At 59.9% G+C, this 15,002-nt stretch carries 12 protein-coding genes and 5 pseudogenes; 8 read left to right on the top strand and 9 right to left on the bottom strand.

The features are described 5' to 3' along the window. Positions 1-39: 39 nt before the first annotated feature. A pseudogene (locus K7H91_RS24025) lies at positions 40-606 on the top strand (IS630 family transposase); the annotation flags it as partial. Between the two features lie 473 nt (positions 607-1,079). Here the strand turns inward: K7H91_RS24025 and K7H91_RS24020 are convergent. The 5 genes from K7H91_RS24020 to K7H91_RS24000 form a co-directional block, all read right to left on the bottom strand. Then, entirely contained in the window at positions 1,080-2,816 is a 1,737-nt protein-coding gene (locus K7H91_RS24020) for a dihydroxyacetone kinase family protein (RefSeq protein WP_230722712.1), read from the bottom strand. Positions 2,817-2,838: 22 nt separating this feature from the next. Next, positions 2,839-4,125 (bottom strand): TRAP transporter large permease, encoded by a 1,287-nt coding sequence (locus K7H91_RS24015; protein WP_230722711.1) that lies wholly within the window; start codon positions 4,123-4,125, stop codon positions 2,839-2,841. 21 nt (positions 4,126-4,146) lie between these two features. Then, complete coding sequence (locus K7H91_RS24010) at positions 4,147-4,665, bottom strand: TRAP transporter small permease (protein ID WP_230722710.1); 519 nt, start codon at positions 4,663-4,665, stop codon at positions 4,147-4,149. Positions 4,666-4,756: 91 nt separating this feature from the next. Further along, entirely contained in the window at positions 4,757-5,797 is a 1,041-nt protein-coding gene (locus tag K7H91_RS24005) for a TRAP transporter substrate-binding protein (protein ID WP_230722709.1), read from the bottom strand. Between the two features lie 103 nt (positions 5,798-5,900). After that, positions 5,901-6,698: an IclR family transcriptional regulator gene (locus K7H91_RS24000; RefSeq protein WP_230722708.1), complete on the bottom strand. Its 798-nt coding sequence runs from the start codon at positions 6,696-6,698 to the stop codon at positions 5,901-5,903. Positions 6,699-6,879: 181 nt separating this feature from the next. Between K7H91_RS24000 and K7H91_RS23995 the strand changes: the two genes are divergently transcribed. Further along, positions 6,880-7,782, top strand: coding sequence for a dihydrodipicolinate synthase family protein (locus K7H91_RS23995; protein ID WP_230722707.1), 903 nt, complete (start codon positions 6,880-6,882; stop codon positions 7,780-7,782). Between the two features lie 244 nt (positions 7,783-8,026). On the opposite strand, the pseudogene K7H91_RS23990 reads toward K7H91_RS23995, so the two are convergent. Further along, positions 8,027-8,155: pseudogene (locus K7H91_RS23990) on the bottom strand (IS3 family transposase); the annotation flags it as partial. A 63-nt stretch (positions 8,156-8,218) separates the two neighbouring features. On the opposite strand from K7H91_RS23990, the pseudogene K7H91_RS23985 reads away from it, so the two are divergent. Both K7H91_RS23985 and K7H91_RS25935 read left to right on the top strand, forming a co-directional pair. Beyond that, a pseudogene (locus tag K7H91_RS23985) lies at positions 8,219-8,593 on the top strand (IS6 family transposase); the annotation flags it as partial. A gap of 63 nt (positions 8,594-8,656) precedes the next feature. Next, positions 8,657-8,787 (top strand): annotated as a pseudogene (locus K7H91_RS25935) (IS91 family transposase); the annotation flags it as partial. A gap of 429 nt (positions 8,788-9,216) precedes the next feature. Here K7H91_RS25935 and K7H91_RS23980 read toward each other — a convergent pair. Further along, complete coding sequence (locus K7H91_RS23980; RefSeq protein WP_230722706.1) at positions 9,217-10,143, bottom strand: dihydrodipicolinate synthase family protein; 927 nt, start codon at positions 10,141-10,143, stop codon at positions 9,217-9,219. Then, entirely contained in the window at positions 10,131-11,039 is a 909-nt protein-coding gene (locus K7H91_RS23975) for a dihydrodipicolinate synthase family protein (protein ID WP_230722705.1), read from the bottom strand. The genes K7H91_RS23980 and K7H91_RS23975 overlap by 13 nt, the downstream gene beginning before the upstream one ends. 170 nt (positions 11,040-11,209) lie before the next feature. On the opposite strand from K7H91_RS23975, the gene K7H91_RS23970 reads away from it, so the two are divergent. From K7H91_RS23970 to K7H91_RS23955, 4 genes are read left to right on the top strand one after another with little or no spacing between them, the layout of a single operon-like run. After that, the gene (locus K7H91_RS23970; RefSeq protein WP_230722704.1) at positions 11,210-11,962 is read left to right on the top strand and encodes an FCD domain-containing protein; all 753 of its coding nucleotides are present in this window, start codon (positions 11,210-11,212) and stop codon (positions 11,960-11,962) included. Positions 11,963-11,983: 21 nt separating this feature from the next. After that, on the top strand, positions 11,984-12,943 hold the full coding sequence (locus K7H91_RS23965) for a sialic acid TRAP transporter substrate-binding protein SiaP (RefSeq protein WP_230722703.1): 960 nt from the start codon (positions 11,984-11,986) through the stop codon (positions 12,941-12,943). A 58-nt stretch (positions 12,944-13,001) separates the two neighbouring features. Further along, positions 13,002-13,478: a TRAP transporter small permease gene (locus K7H91_RS23960; RefSeq protein ID WP_230722702.1), complete on the top strand. Its 477-nt coding sequence runs from the start codon at positions 13,002-13,004 to the stop codon at positions 13,476-13,478. After that, positions 13,475-14,749: a TRAP transporter large permease gene (locus tag K7H91_RS23955; RefSeq protein ID WP_330166042.1), complete on the top strand. Its 1,275-nt coding sequence runs from the start codon at positions 13,475-13,477 to the stop codon at positions 14,747-14,749. The genes K7H91_RS23960 and K7H91_RS23955 overlap by 4 nt, the downstream gene beginning before the upstream one ends. Positions 14,750-14,888: 139 nt before the next feature. Here K7H91_RS23955 and K7H91_RS25930 read toward each other — a convergent pair. Beyond that, positions 14,889-15,001, bottom strand: a pseudogene (locus tag K7H91_RS25930) (integrase); the annotation flags it as partial. Position 15,002: the final 1 nt, after the last annotated feature.

Raw genomic sequence — 15,002 nt, 5'->3', positions numbered from 1 at the left:
CTGTCAAGCTGATTACCGATGCGGCGCAGACGACGCTTACAGAAATCGCAAATCCAGGCATTGGACCGCGAGCAGCCGGTTCTGCCAATGGCGCCGGGCGTTGTCGAACGGCGGACGCACACTTATGTCCGCAACGGCACGACGTCTCTGTTTGCCGCGCTCGACATTGCCACCGGCGCGGTCATCGGTCGGTGCTATAAGCGGCATCGGGCCAGCGAGTTTCTTGACTTTCTGAAACGGATCGATGCGCAAATGCCCGATGGGCCGGACGTGCATCTGGTGATGGACAACTATGCAACCCACAAGACGCCGAAGGTCAAGGCCTGGCTTGCGCGCCGCCCGCACTGGCATGTTCACTTCACACCGACGTCAGCGTCCTGGATCAATCAGGTCGAGCGCTGGTTCGCCGAGCTGACGCGAAAGCAATTACAGCGTGGCGTTCACCGTTCAACCGCAGAACTGGAAGCCGACATCAACGCATTCATCGAAAGCCACAACGAAAACCCAACCCCATACAAATGGGTCAAATCCGCAGACCAGATCTTTGCAGCCGTCAAACGGTTTTGCCAAAAAACAATGAGACGAACTTCAGATTCGGGTGACTAGGGCGTCCGCTGTTGTCCAAGCACATGGTCCATTCCGATGGTTGCTTCAGGTCTTGAAGGGATACGAACAGACGACACGTCATTCACTCCGACGCTGACGGTTAGGACCGTTTTGCCTTATACGAGAGAAATGCGAATCTGGAATTCCACTATAAGATGAAACATCAAGGCAAATGCTTGCCGAAGCGAAAACCGATCGCCTCAATCGTGAGGCGGTATGTCAAATGAGGCGACCGTCACCCAAGTGCTGGTCTCCACATACACTGGTCACGTACCCCTCCAAAGACTGCTCCAATGCGCCAGCAAAGCATGCCTCCAGTTGCGGCTGGATGCCCGCGATCAACTTTTGCTGCTTTGGAGCATCGCCTTTCGTCTGAAAGAAGCAGGCGTTGCCGGGTAGATCGGCGGTATACCCGCCGGGCTATTTCGCCGCTTCCAAGGCCGCCTTTTGCGCCGCCGCTTTCACAGACTATCTCAACCAGGCAAATTTCCCGGGCCACCTTTTCGTTCCGTAGGCGAGGCAATCTCGTCTGCAATGGCCCTGAGCCAGAGTGAGACCGCGACAGCGCCGCCATCCTTCACCCCTTTGGCACGATCGCCGAGATAGGCCGAACGACCAAGCGAGGGCTGCATCTCGGCGGTTGCATCGGCGCCGGATTGTGCAGCCGCGACAGCGGCTTCGAATGCGGCAACAGACTCGGCGCCGTCAGCAAGGCCCTGCGCCAAGACATGGGCAGCCGGACGCAGGGCATCGATCATTGTCCGGTTTCCGACCCGAGCGCCGCCGAGTTGCTCGACAGCATCGACCGCGGCGGAGAAGGCTGCGGACCAGTCTCGGGCGGAGGCCTCGGCCTTACCCTGCAGGGCGCTGGCGGCGCGAACAAGCCCGACCGCATAAAATGGGCCCGAACTGCCGGCAATGGCGCGCCGAAGCGCATCCCCGATCGCCGCGCAGGCGGATTCCGGCGTATTGAAGGCGGCCCCGGACAGGGCGCGGATTGCTTCGGCGCCGCGCACCATGCTGGCGCCGAGATCGCCATCGCCAGCCTGGCTGTCGAGATCGGCGAGCAGGGTTTCGGCGGCGATCAGTTCGCTCGCGACCGCCAGTGCGCAGGCGCGTATCTGTTCGGCCTGAGCACCCTGCGCATGCGCCGCCGTCGCGGTGCTTGTCGCAGGGGCGGCAAGGATGCGACGTTCGGGCGCAATCCTTCCGTCACTGCTCCAGGCGCGCACTTCGGTGGGCGCATCGAGCGCGGCAAGCAACGCATCCGTCAGCGGCAGAATGCTGATTGAGCAGCCCGGCATGTCGAGGGCGGACAGATAGACGCCACAATAGAGGCGCTCGACGTGCAGCCCCGCTTCGCGGGCGCGCGCCAGAGCTCGCCGCGCGACGACGATCAGCTCGATCGGCGGCGTCGAGCCAAGGCCGTTGACGAGAATGGCAACCCGCTGATCGCGGACAAGCGCCCTGTCGGCGACAATGGCGTCAACCATGCGATCAACAAGGGTATCGGCAGATTGCATGGAAACCCGCTCGACGCCCTTCTCACCATGAATGCCGAGGCCGATCTCAATCTCATTTTCGCCGAGGGTAAAGCCGGGCTTGCCGATGGAGGGCACTGTGCAGGCGCCAAGCGCCACGCCCATGGTGCCGACGGCCTCAGCCGCCTTGCGCGCCAACGCCGCGACCTCTTCGACCGGCAGGCCGCGTTCGGCAGCGCTTCCCGCCACCTTGTGCACGAAAACCGTGCCGGCGATGCCGCGGCGGCGCTCGGGAGCAACGGTATCCCTTAGCGCCACGTCGTCGGCGACCACGACGATTTCGGTGGGTATGCCCTGCGCCGTAGCCATTTCGGCGGCCAAGCCGAAATTGAGACGGTCGCCGGTATAGTTCTTCACGATAAGGACGGCGCCGCGGGGCCCGGCTACGGCCTTGATGCCAGCGAAAACGGCATCGACGCTCGGAGACGTGAAGACATCGCCGGCGATCGCGCCGGTCAGCATGCCCATGCCGACATAGCCGGCATGTCCGGGTTCATGACCTCCGCCGCCACCCGAAAGCACGGCGACCGGTCGTTCATCGACGGGGCGATCATCCTGGCGGACAATAACGTTTTCAGTGTCGAGGAGCGCAAGACCGGGCGTGGTGTCCACAATTCCTTCGAGCACTTCGCGAACCAGATGACGCGGATCGTTGATAAGTTTTTTCATGGGCTTTTGCCTGTGTAGAATGTCAATTGATGAAGCCAGCCATCCGCGGCAAGGCAAGCGAGATTTCCGGCACGAGAACCAGCATGAGCAGGAAAACGACCTGGATCGCATAAAACGGCAGCATGGCGAAACTTATGGTTTCGATCCTGAGCTTGCTGACGCTTGCCGCGGCGAAAAGGCAGGGGCCGACCGGCGGGGTCGTCAGGCCGACCACGAGGGTAAGGGCCATGACGATGCCGAAATGGATGGGATGAATACCGCCGCTGACGGCGACCGGAGCCAGGATTGGCGCCATCACGATAAGAGCGGCGCCCGAGTCCATGAACATGCCGACGAGCAGCAGCACACCTACGATCAGCAGAAGGAGCACGACCGGATCGGAGGCAACGCCGATCAGCGATTTCGCGATGTTTTCCGGGATGCGTTCCAGGCCGATGAACCAGCCGAAGACATTGGCGGTTGCAAGCACCATGAAAATCACCGAGGTCATCACGCCAGCCCTGAGCATACAGCCCGGGATGTCCGAGGGCTTCAGCGTCCGCTTGACGAACAGTCCAATGACGAGGATGTATGCAACAGCGACGGCGGCGGCCTCGGTCGCTGTAAACACCCCACTCAGGATACCACCCAGAATGATAACCGGCATCGCCAGGGGAAGGGCCGCATCCACTGAGATCGTCATGAATTCCTTTGCACTATAGCGTCTCTCCCGGCGCGGAAAGTCATACTTTCGCGCCAGCAGCACCACGAGCATCATCAGCAGGCCGATGAGCAAGGCGCCCGGAACGATCGAGGCCAGGAAGATGGCTGCGACGGAAACCTGGGCGACCGAGGCATAGAGCATCAGGATGATGCTGGGCGGGATGATCGCTCCCACGATCGAGGAGGCGACCGTCAGCGCAGTCGCGAACCGCCTGTCATAGCCCATCGTTTCCATCGCCCTGATCTCGATGGAACCGAGGGTGGCAATGTCGGCCAGGGCCGAACCCGACATTGTCGAGAACAGCGCGCTTGCCATGATGTTGACATGCGCGAGACCGCCTCGCAGCCGGCCCACGAGGGCATCGGCAAACTTGACGATATCCTCGATGGCGCGCGAAGCCGTCATCAGTTCCGCCGCCAGAAAGAAGAACGGGATCGCCATGATGGTAAAGACGTTCAGCCCGGCAAAGACGCGCTGGGGAACGAGGAGCATGAACCGGGCCCCTCCGGCGTCGAACATCAGCCCCATGGAAACCAGCCCGACCACGAATGCGATCGGGATGCCAATCAACAGAAGGGACACAAAGGCTATAGCCGCAAACGCCATTGCAATATCTTCCTGGTTATCTCAAAGGGCCAGAGGCTGATTGAAGGGGGATTCGTTTTTCTTCATCCGCCGCCAGCCTTCGATCGAAACCGCAATCAACTGGATAAGCATCATCAGACCGCCGATCGGCATGGATGCATAGGCGAAAGTCATGTTCAGACCGAGCGACGACGATGTCTGTCGCGGCCCCATATCGGCGGTCAGGCGCCAGCTAAACCAGATGAAAATGAGCAGAAACACGGCGATCATGACATTGCCCAAGAGATAGAGGGAACCCCTCACCCGAATGGGCAGTATATCGACGAGCAGCGTGATGCCCACATGGTCCAACTGACGCAGCGCAACGCTGGCGCCAATCATCGTGACCGCGACCATCAGGAAGCGTGCGGCTTCCGGCGGCCACGCCATTGGCAACGGGATGACAAAACGGAAGAACACCCCAAGCAGCACGGATATCAGCATGCCAACCATGATGAGGATGGTCAGCAGCTTGGCGAAAGCCAGCGACAGGTCCGCGAACTTCAAAAAGGCAGACGTCATACCTTGCCCCTCCTCAAGGGTAATCGGCGTGTTCCTCACGCATCGGGCGGGCAGGTGCATGTGCGCGCCCGCCCGCATGGTTCAGTCTGGGCTATTCGGCCGACAGGTTGGCTTCGGCAGACTGGACGGCCGCCATGAAGCTGTCGATCTGGTCCTGTCCGAACTGACCGACCATCCATTCGAGTACCTTGGGCTGGGCGGTGTCGCGCAAGACCGCTATCTGCTCCGGGCTCGCCGTCGTGATCTCCACACCGCGATCGCGGAACTCCTCGATCACGTCGCCGACTAGCGTCTGCGACACGCCACGGCCGGCAACGGTGGCCTGGCGACCGGCAACCACCACGGCGTCACGCAGCTCCGGCGGCAGGTCCTGGAACCACTGCTCATTCACAACGATGAAGACGATGCTGTAGACGTGCTGGTCTATGGTCGCATATTTCAGCACTTCTTGGAGATTCTGCTGCAGTGTGCCGATGACCGGAAGCTCCGCCCCGTCGACAACGCCGGTCTGCAACGCGCCGTAGACTTCGAGCCACGGAATGGCCGTGGGCAAGGCGCCCAGGCTCGACACCATTTCCTGATGCGCCGTGATTTCCATGGTGCGGATCTTGAGGCCCTCCATATCAGCCGGCGTGGCGATCGGACGGACATTGTTGGCCCAGATGCGGAAACCCGCATTTTCCCCGATAGCCACGGCGCGCAGACCCGTGGTCGCTGCCATTTCGTCGAACAGGGCATCACCCCATTCCCCATCCAGCACATCCCAGGCCACAACGGCATTCGGGAAGACGTAGGGAATGGTCGTGAGCTGAATCTTGGGGAAGAAGCCTGAAACCGTCGCCTCGTTCGGCGTCGCCGCTTCCAGCACGCCAGCCTGCACGGCCTCGAGATTTTCGCGCAGGTCGCCCAGCGTGCCGCTCGGATAGAGCTCCACGGCGATGCGGCCGCCCGAAAGGCTTTCCAGCGCATCCTTGAAAGTGCGCATCATCGCATAGCTGTGGTTCGGATAGGTCAGTTCGCCGACGTTCGAAAGCGGCGGATCAACATTCGGCAGTCGAACGGTATATTCCTGGGCCAGGGCGCTCGCGCCCATCATCAACAGGGCCGCAAGGCCGGCAAGAGTCGTCTTCATGGTTGTCATGTCCTCCCAATCAACTTCCGGCACGCCTCCTGCGTGACCGAAGTCCAGGAATAAAATCCCGGATACCGGAACATCATCCAATTAGACGGACATGTCAAGACGACGAATTTGACGAACCCGAATAGCCGAGGTGAGTGGAAATCTGCGCCGCGTGATGCATGACCATTGCGGCGATCGAGGACTCACACTCCGCCGGAGACTGCATTATTGAGCCCGTGGCGCTGATGCTGGCGAACACCCTTCCGAACTGGTCGCGGATCGGCGCGCCAATGCAGCGCAATCCAGGCTGGTGTTCGCCATTGTCGACGGCATAGCCACGCTCGCGCACTTTCCGCAACTCCTCTCGTAGTTGCTCGCCGGTCGTGATTGTCGAATCGGTAAACCGCTGCAGGCCGGCCCCGATGACCCGATCAAGGATCGCGTCAGATTGATGGGCTAGAATGGCCTTGCCGATGCTGGTGCAATGAACCGGGGCATTTTCAAGCAGATTAAGGGGCGTCAACCCTCCCGGAGCCGGCTCGGCGCGGTGAATGACCACGGCCCGCTCGCCCCCGAAAACCGCCAGATGCACCGAAAGGCCCGTCACGCGCCCCAGCGCCTCGGCATAAGGACGCGCCTCCCGATGCAGGTCCATATTGGCGAGCGCGACGTTGCCATAAGCGAAGAGCTTGATTCCCAGCCGATAGCGCTCACGCTCACGATCCTGATCCAGTAGACCGACCTCGCGCATCGAGGCCAGAAGACGGTGCGTCGTGCTGCGCGGGTAGCCCGTCTGCCTGCAGATATCAGCAAGAGACATGGCTCGGTGCGTGGTTGAGAAGCAGTCGAGGATCGCTGCAATCTTGTGAAGCGACTTAAGGTTGTCCTCGCCTGGCGCTTTGGGTTCCGACATATCTGCCTCCAACGTTTCCCGCTATCCGGAATAGACAATCGTGTGACAGAGCACAATAGCGACCGCGAAGCCGGGCAGCGCAGTGAGGAATTGACGAAGCAGACGGTCGCTGGTAAGTGACCTTTATTCGGATTTCTATCCCGTTATTCGGGATAATAGTTTTGATATAGGGAGATGAGACTTGTCCGTACTATCCGCCGAACAGCGCCATGCCATAACCGGCATACTGCCCCCCATCACCAGCCCTTTCCGCACGGACGGCCGGCTTGATGCCGACGGCTTTGGAGAGCAGGTCGATTTCATCATGGATTCAGGCGCTCATGGCATCGTCATCGGCGGCAGCACCGGGGAGGGGCACACGCTCAATCGTGAAGAATTCGAGACGTCGATGCGTGCTTCTTCCGATGCCCTCAAGGGACGTGGCGGGCTTCTGGCCGGTCTCATCGTCAACAGCACCCAGGAAGCCATAGACCGCGTGAAGTTGCTGGATGGTCTCAAGGTCGATGCCCTGCAGGTCACCCCGGTTCATTACCTGTTCAAGCCCGGCGCCCAGGCCACGGTCGATCATTTCAAGGCCATCGCCGACAGTACGGACATTCCGATCCTGATCTATAACGTTATCCAGTGGAATTATCTCGGCGTTGATCTGATGCTACGCATCATGGACGAGGTGCCCGGCGTTGTCGGTATGAAGCAGAGCAATGGCGACCTCAAGTCGGTTTCCGACCTGCTGATGCGCCTCAATCCGCACAATATCATCATTACGGGCATCGACGCGATGCTGTACCCGGCCTTTTCGCTGGGCGTCCATGGCGCCATCACCGCCCTGACGGCCGCCGCCCCGGGCGCGGTGGTAAAGCTGTGGGATGCCGTGGAAGCTAAGGATTATGAGTTGGCCAAGGACCTGCACTTCAAGCTTGGCAATCTCTATAACGCCTTCACCCACGACAATCTGCCGGCCTGCACCAAATACGCGCAGCATCGCCAGGGCATTGCCATGTATTATCCGAAATCGCCGATGGAACATGTCAGCGACGAGCAGAAGGCGCGGATCGATCGCGCCCTGCACCACCTTTTGTCGTAGGCCACTCCAGGTGAAGGCATAGGTGTTTCCGACGACTTTCTGTCCGAAAACACCGGTTTCAAGCTCGAAAACAGGCGGGGCGCCGTTTGAAATGCGTCCCGTCTGAGGTTGCCCTTCCTTGCTTGCTGAAAAGACAACTTCCCCTCATCGCTGCGCGCGGTTCAGCCCCCACCTTAGCGCAAGATCTTTGAGCAGATTCCATTCCGCCGCCGTGGAAGAACGTCTTCGTTTTATCGCCCGCCTCGTTGATCCAACGGCTCCGCGTCGAGAAGCCGACGTCAAAATCCGCCGCCACCTGCCTACGCAGCAACCCGCTGGTCAAAGCGACCCGCACGGCCTCAGCGCGGAATTCCGGGGTCGGTTTTTGTGCCATGATGTTGCTCCTTTGTGGCAAAATACCAAGTCAAAGGAGCGGAACAATTTCGTGACAGGTCCACGCCGCAACACCAAGGCTGCCAAGCGCTTTTTCTCCAGACTGGTCAAGGAATTCGGTGAACCGCGTGTCGTCGTGACGGACAAGCTGCGCAGCTACATAAGGCCGATACAAGATCTGGCCCCGGATGCTGATCATCGAGCCCACAAGGGCCTAAATAACAGAATTGAAAACGCACACCGCCAGACCAGGAAGCGAGAAAAGATCATGGGGCGGTTCAAATCGCCACGTCAAGCCCAACGATTCTTGTCAGCCCACGATCAGATAAACACCATCTTTCGTCCCCGCCGATACAACCTTTCAGCTCTCTCATATCGCCACGCAAGGGCGGATGCCTTCTGCCTGTGGGCGGACTACACGGCAGAAATGGCGGCTTGAAAAAGCAGGGGCCGCGCCGCCTTGCATCCAATGACAAACAACTTGGCAATACCCGCTGCCGATGAGCCGATAGATATGCGCCCGCCATGCCGCTGCAGCGGCGGGCGCATGATCGTCATCGAAGTGTTCGAGCGCTGGCGCCAGCCACGCGGCCGCCGAATGCGGCGGCAACGAACTGGGAGAATGCGTCGTGACCCGGCATGGCATAGCGATAACGCCGGCCCGGGATATTCCGCCCGAGGCAACGCTCCCGTGCACTTCCATCACCATGACCGAGCCCGACCAGGTCATTCACCGGCGTATGCTTCCCCGACACCGCAGCTCAAGAACACGCCGAAACGGCCGGGCCGCAATGGATGCAGCTCGCAAAATGCGCTTCGATCTCAGTTCAGGGATGGGCCGAAATTCGAAATCCCCATAGTCCGCCTTCGCCGCCCGCCGGTTCCTTCCTCGGTGACTTTGGTACGCCTGACGGCACCCGAAACACTTCACGACTGCTGACGGTCGGCTCCACTCCCGCAATTAACAAAGCGGACATTCGCACTTGGCAGGTGCATAGTCGCATTGCCACGTGTCAAGTGGTCCGTTGCGGACAGCAAAATCCTGAACGAAGCTAAAATCGACTAGACGAATTCAGGCAGAAATCTTGCGGCTGCGCTACGAATACGCGCAATGTCTGCGGTCGGCACTCCGTCGAAGGGCCACATCATGGCGGCGCCTATCTGCGTCCAGCCGCCGGCGACGGCCATTGCCTTGTCGACTGCATTGCCGAAATAGCCCCTTGCCAGCAGAGGTCTGATGGCCTCACCCATGAAGGCGGCAATGCGCTTTTCGAGGTCCATTGCCCCCTCCGGGTCGTTGGAGCATTGGCGCGCCCACGCAACGGCAGCTGCGGGATTGAGGCAGGCCATGTTCGAATAAGAGCCGTGCGCGCCCATCTGTGTGCCGCTGGCATAGAAATGCCCGGGGATGAACACCGAAATTCTCTTCAGAACCGGAGCCATAGCGTGATACCAGTTTTCGTCGCCGCCAGCGCATTTGAGGCCAGCTAGCTGCGGCACCTCCAGGGTCAGCATGGCGAGCGTATCGGGCGAAAGCACCGTTTTGGCGTGCGGCGGATTGTAGAGCACCAGCGCAACGTCCTCAGCGGCGCTGGCACACCCCTTAAGGAAGCGCAACACCTCTTCCTCACGCATCGGCGTCCAGTCCGGCAGGGTGACCTGGATGGCCAACGGCGCGAGAGCGCGCGCGGCTGCAAGACGCAGAAGGGTGCCCTGCGGCATCGGGTGTGATGCACCGATTTGAAATGGCAGCCCAACCCGCCGCGCGGAAACCGCAGTGGCGCTCGCCACGGAAACGAACTGATCCTCGGTTTGGCAGTGGAATTCCGTCGTCGTGCCATTGCAGTAGATGCCGTCGACGCCGGCAGCGGCTAAGGCTTCCACCTGAGCTTCTATCGATTCGAGGCAGGGCACTCCGTCTGCGCCGACATCCAGCATGACGGTGGCCCAGACGCCACGGATTTGCTCTGATGCGGTTAGCCCAGCCATTTGGCCACCTCCGGCCGCTTCAGGAATGCAGCGATGCGTGCTTCCGGATCCCGACCGTGCAAGGCCATGGGCGCACGCGACGGGCCGATGTCGATTCCGTGCAGGCGGAAAGCGGCCTTGACCCCGGGCATGACGCCGACCTCGGCTAGAATCTCAACGAATTGCTGTGAGATTCCCTGGAGTTCACGGGCCCGCGCGATATCGGAACGTTCGATGGCATTCGCGATCTCGACATAGAGCCGGCCGAGCAGGTTGTAGGTGGTGCCGATGCCGCCGTCGGACCCGAGCGTGGCCGCTGCTGCATAAACCTCGTCGAAGCCGAAATAAAAGACAGATTCGGGCCGGGCGCGGCGCAGCGACGCGAACTTGAAAAGATCCATCGAGGAGAATTTCAGACCGGCGACGCCCCTGAGGTCAAGGATGCGAACAAGGAGATCGAACGGAAGCGGGCGGCCGGTCCGGACCGGGATTTCGTAAACGATGAGGGGCAGCGCAGTCGCCTCAGACAGCGCCTCATAATAGGCGAAAATCTCGTCATCGGAAAACGGATATGAGTGCGGCGGCAGCGCTGAAAGGGCATGATAGCCCAGCGACTCCGCTCGTCTTGCCAGCGCGATCGAATGGGCGAGCGAGGGCAGGCCGACATGGGCGATCAAGGTCGCGTCATGGCCTCTGGCATCTTCGGCGACGATGCCGAGTTGGTCGCTCAGGGCAGCGCTTTCCAGCAGTCCGGACTCACCACTGCTGCCGGCGACATAGAGGCCGTTCAGCCCCTGTGAGAGCACATAGGTATTTAGTGCGCGTTGGCGCTCTGGCGAAAATGCGCCGTCCTTGTCCATCGCCGTCAAAAGAGCAGCATACATGCCGCCAAGTCTTTTCGTCATTTCGAGGTCCATTACGTCTAGAGATCCGCCCGATCTTACCAAATCGGGCTCCAAGCATGACTTCTGTGTGCCAGAGTCATTTTGGTTTGACAATAAATATTTTATTTCATACTAAATCGAAAAATGGACTTACCAAAATGATTTTTCAGTTAGACAGAGATATGGGAGCGGAGGGAAATTTGGTGTTTTCAGCGCTTCAGGATGACGATGGAACTCCGCGCCAGGCAGCGCAGGCGATTGCTGATGCCCTGATCGGCGAGATCATTCGTGGTGAGATCGCCGTCGGTGATCCGCTTCCCACGGAGCGTGACCTCTGCGTCCGTTTCGATGCCTCGCGCCCGACAGTGCGCGAGGCTTTGGCCATGATGCAGCTGCGCGGCTATCTCAGCGGTGGCGGTGGGCGCCGACCGCGCGCTGCTTCCCCCTCGCTCAGCGATGTCCTGCGTGGTGCTGGTGGCGTTATTCGCGAAATCCTTGGTGACGCCGAAAGTATCGCCCATCTCGAACAGACCCGCGGTTTTATCGAGATCGGCGCCGTTCGCGAGGCAACTATCAGAGCAGACAATGCGCAAATCAGAAGGATCCATGCAGCCGTTGAGGCCAATGAGGCCGCGATCGGTACGCCAGCCTTTCCTGGTACCGATATCGCCTTCCATCGCGCGCTGGTCTCAGTGGTCGATAACCCCATCATCCTGACGCTGCACGATCTGTTCGTTTCAGAGCTGCTCGCCCGCCGCCCGCCGGATCCGGATCAGAAAGCTCATGATCGCCTGGTCTTCGGGGAACACCAGGCGATTTTCCAGGCGATGATCGATGCCGATGTCGTTCGCGCCACCGACATCATGGAGCACCACATGCGGCGCTCCTACCGATCGCGGCTTTTTTCCCGGCGCTTAGCCGCCGGCGAAGGATCGACCGAACGAACCGAGTCATAAAAATACCAAAAGGAGGAAGACATGAAATTCAATAGATTGCTCGCCGCTGCCGCGGTCATGGCCGTGATGGCGGGCACCGCCGAAGCGCGCGAACTGTCGATGGGATCCCAAGACAACGAGAACTCCAACCTGTACAAGGGCATGGTGGCGTTCCAGGAAAAACTGGCAGAGGTTTCGGGTGGTGAATTGACCGTGAAGCTGTTTCCGGCGTCCCAGCTTGGTGACTTCAAGGCGATGGTCGCCATGCTTCAGGCCGGCGAACTCGACCTGGCCACAACCGGCTATCCGGACATGTCCTATGTTATTCCTGAACTCAAGCTTATCGGCGCGCCATATGTCGTGAGCGATTTCCCGGAACTCGAAAGGATCGTCAATGGCCCTTGGGGTCAGAAGATGGAAGCCAAGTTCGAGGACGAAGGCGTAAAAGTCGTCGATCTTTGGTACTACGGCACGCGTCAGACAACCGCCAACCGGCCAATCAACGCCATGGATGACCTCAAGGGCCTGAGGATGCGCACACCGAACGTGCCGTTCCTCATCGCCTATGCCAAGGCTGTCGGCGCAACACCGGCGCCGGTGGCCTTCGCGGAGGTCTATCTCGCCCTGCAGACCAATCAGGTCGATGCCGAAGAGAACCCGCTGCCCACGATCGAGGCGATGAAGTTCTACGAGGTGCAGAGCGCCATCGCGATTACCAACCACTTTATTGCATCCCAGGCGATTCAGGTGTCCCTCGACACATGGGACAGCCTCAACGAGCAGGAACAGGGCTGGGTCGTCGAGGCTGCCAAGGCCGGCGGCGAGGTCAACGACGAACTGACCTTTTCCTCCGAGGCAAGTCTTATGTCCAAGTTCAAGGATCTCGGACTGACCATCACCGAGCCCGACCTGACTCCGTTCCGTGCCGCCATGCAGCCCTATTATGATGAACTCGAAGTTGAGTTCGGCAAGGGGGCTATCGCAGAAGTGCGTGGCGAATAGGATCTGGCGCGGTCGGCGCGAGCCGGCCGCGCCGTTATTCCAGTGCGGAGGAGCAAACATGAAGCCGCGGAGCATCTACAGCCCGGAAGGCATCGCCGCGACCTTGATCTTTTGCGGTCTTATCGTCGTGCTTTTGATACAGATCCTTGGGCGAACGCCATTATTCACCGGGCCTATCTGGACCGAGGAACTGGCACGGTGGCTTTGGGTCTGGATGGCCTTTATCGGCATCGCCGAGGCAGAGCGCACCAATAGCCAGCTCCGCATGGACCTGTTCGGCTCGATGCTCGGTACGCGCGGGCGCAAGATCCTGTTCACGCTCATCGATCTAGCCTATCTCGGCGTCGTGCTGAACCTCGTCCGGATCGGCTATTTCACGGTTCTTAGAACCTGGCGCAACGAGAGCGTGACGCTGCCATTGCCCGACGGTGCATTGTATCTCGCCGCCCTCATCGGTCTTGTCCTCGTCGCCTGGCGCGTGACCTTCCGCCTGATCGGGCTTTTCCGTCGAGACGAAGAAGGGCTGGCATCATGATCCTCGCGATGGTTGGTGGCGCCTGGCTTCTTTTCGTCCTCGTCGGCGTGCCGATCGGGGTCGCCATGATCCTGGTCTCGATGGGCTATTTCTACGTGTCCGGCATGGGATTGAGCTTTGCCGTATTGCGCATGGTGGACGGGCTGAACAGCTTTCCGCTACTTGCGGTTCCGCTTTTTCTGCTCGCCGCCGCGATACTCAATTCGGCGGGGATATCGTCAAAGCTATTTGGTTTTGCGCGGGCGCTGGTCGGCCACATCACCGGCGGGCTCGGCCACGTCAACGTTTTGGCATCGCTGTTCTTTTCAGGAATGTCCGGGTCGGCCATGGCCGATGCGGGCGGGCTTGGAAAGATGGAAATCGAGGCGATGCGCGACGCAGGCTATGACGACGATTTCGCCGGCGCCGTCACGGCCGCTTCATCGATGATTGGTCCGCTGGTGCCGCCTTCGATCACCATGGTGCTCTATGGTGTTGCCGCAAACACCTCGATCGGCGCGCTCTTCCTGGGCGGCGTCGTTCCCGGCCTTTTGTGCGCCTTCTCGCTGATGGTGATGGTCTATTTCATTGCGCGGAAACGGAACTATCCGGTCGAAACTCGGCGCGGCCCGTCCGAGATCGTCTCGTTGTTCTTCGGCTCTCTGCCAGCGCTGCTGACGCCTTTGGTGATCATCGGCGGCATCTTCTCGGGCTACTTTTCACCGACGGAGGCGGCGGCGGTCACCGTCATCTACGCCATTCTCATCGATCTGCTGTTTTATCGCGAGCTGACTTTCAAGCGCCTATGGAACGCGCTCTATGAAACCATGGCAACCTCGGCCTCGATCGCCACGATCATCGCCGGTGTCAGCCTGCTCGGTTTCGTCCTGGCCCGGGAACAGGCGCCGCAGCAGATTACGAACTTGTTTCTGAAGCTTACCAATGATCCGATCAGTTTTCTGATCGCGGTCAACCTCATGATTTTCGTTCTCGGCGCTTTCATCGAGAGCCTGGTGATCCTTTTGATCGTCGTGCCGATCCTAGTGCCGATCGCGCTTGGCTACGGCATCGACCCGGTACATTTTGGCATCATCATTGTCCTCAATCTCATGATATCGATCTTGACCCCGCCCATGGGCATGGCGCTATTCATCGTCGCCCAGGTCGGCAAAATACCGTTCCAGCGGCTGGCCCGCGCAATCCTACCCTGGCTCATCCCGCCGGTCGTGGTGCTAATCCTTGTGACGGCATTCCCGATCTTGTCGACAGGCCTTCCGAGCCTGATGCGCTGATATTCGGGTCGCGCAGTGCCGATGAGACGCGATTGGAAGACGCACACGTTGCCAGGTCAACGCGCTTAAATGATGCCGGGTCTGCATCTGGCAGATCCGCATCCCGGCGCGGCCCCACAATGCTCAACGCCGCTCCATTTCATGTTTCAGTCCGCTCGGCCAGTTCCAGTGCATCCTCACTATCGACGCCGAATACCTGACTGTGTTCTCGAGCTCGGTGTGGCCAAGGAGGATCTGAATCGCTCGAAAGTTT

Source organism: Martelella mediterranea, assembly GCF_021021415.1.
GTDB lineage: Bacteria > Pseudomonadota > Alphaproteobacteria > Rhizobiales > Rhizobiaceae > Martelella > Martelella mediterranea_C.
The sequence above is the reverse complement of the archived record's forward strand: the minus strand, read 5'-3'. Positions and strand labels throughout refer to the sequence as shown.

Bases quoted from the DNA above. Each gene is read 5' to 3' on its own strand.
- K7H91_RS23975 (WP_230722705.1), bottom strand. From the start codon at position 11,039: ATGGACCTCGAAATGACGAAAAGACTTGGCGGCATGTATGCTGCTCTT.
- K7H91_RS24020 (WP_230722712.1), bottom strand. From the start codon at position 2,816: ATGAAAAAACTTATCAACGATCCGCGTCATCTGGTTCGCGAAGTGCTC.
- K7H91_RS23960 (WP_230722702.1), top strand. From the start codon at position 13,002: ATGAAGCCGCGGAGCATCTACAGCCCGGAAGGCATCGCCGCGACCTTG.
- K7H91_RS24015 (WP_230722711.1), bottom strand. From the start codon at position 4,125: ATGGCGTTTGCGGCTATAGCCTTTGTGTCCCTTCTGTTGATTGGCATC.
- K7H91_RS24000 (WP_230722708.1), bottom strand. From the start codon at position 6,698: ATGTCGGAACCCAAAGCGCCAGGCGAGGACAACCTTAAGTCGCTTCAC.
- K7H91_RS23955 (WP_330166042.1), top strand. From the start codon at position 13,475: ATGATCCTCGCGATGGTTGGTGGCGCCTGGCTTCTTTTCGTCCTCGTC.
- K7H91_RS23965 (WP_230722703.1), top strand. From the start codon at position 11,984: ATGAAATTCAATAGATTGCTCGCCGCTGCCGCGGTCATGGCCGTGATG.
- K7H91_RS24010 (WP_230722710.1), bottom strand. From the start codon at position 4,665: ATGACGTCTGCCTTTTTGAAGTTCGCGGACCTGTCGCTGGCTTTCGCC.
- K7H91_RS24005 (WP_230722709.1), bottom strand. From the start codon at position 5,797: ATGAAGACGACTCTTGCCGGCCTTGCGGCCCTGTTGATGATGGGCGCG.
- K7H91_RS23980 (WP_230722706.1), bottom strand. From the start codon at position 10,143: ATGGCTGGGCTAACCGCATCAGAGCAAATCCGTGGCGTCTGGGCCACC.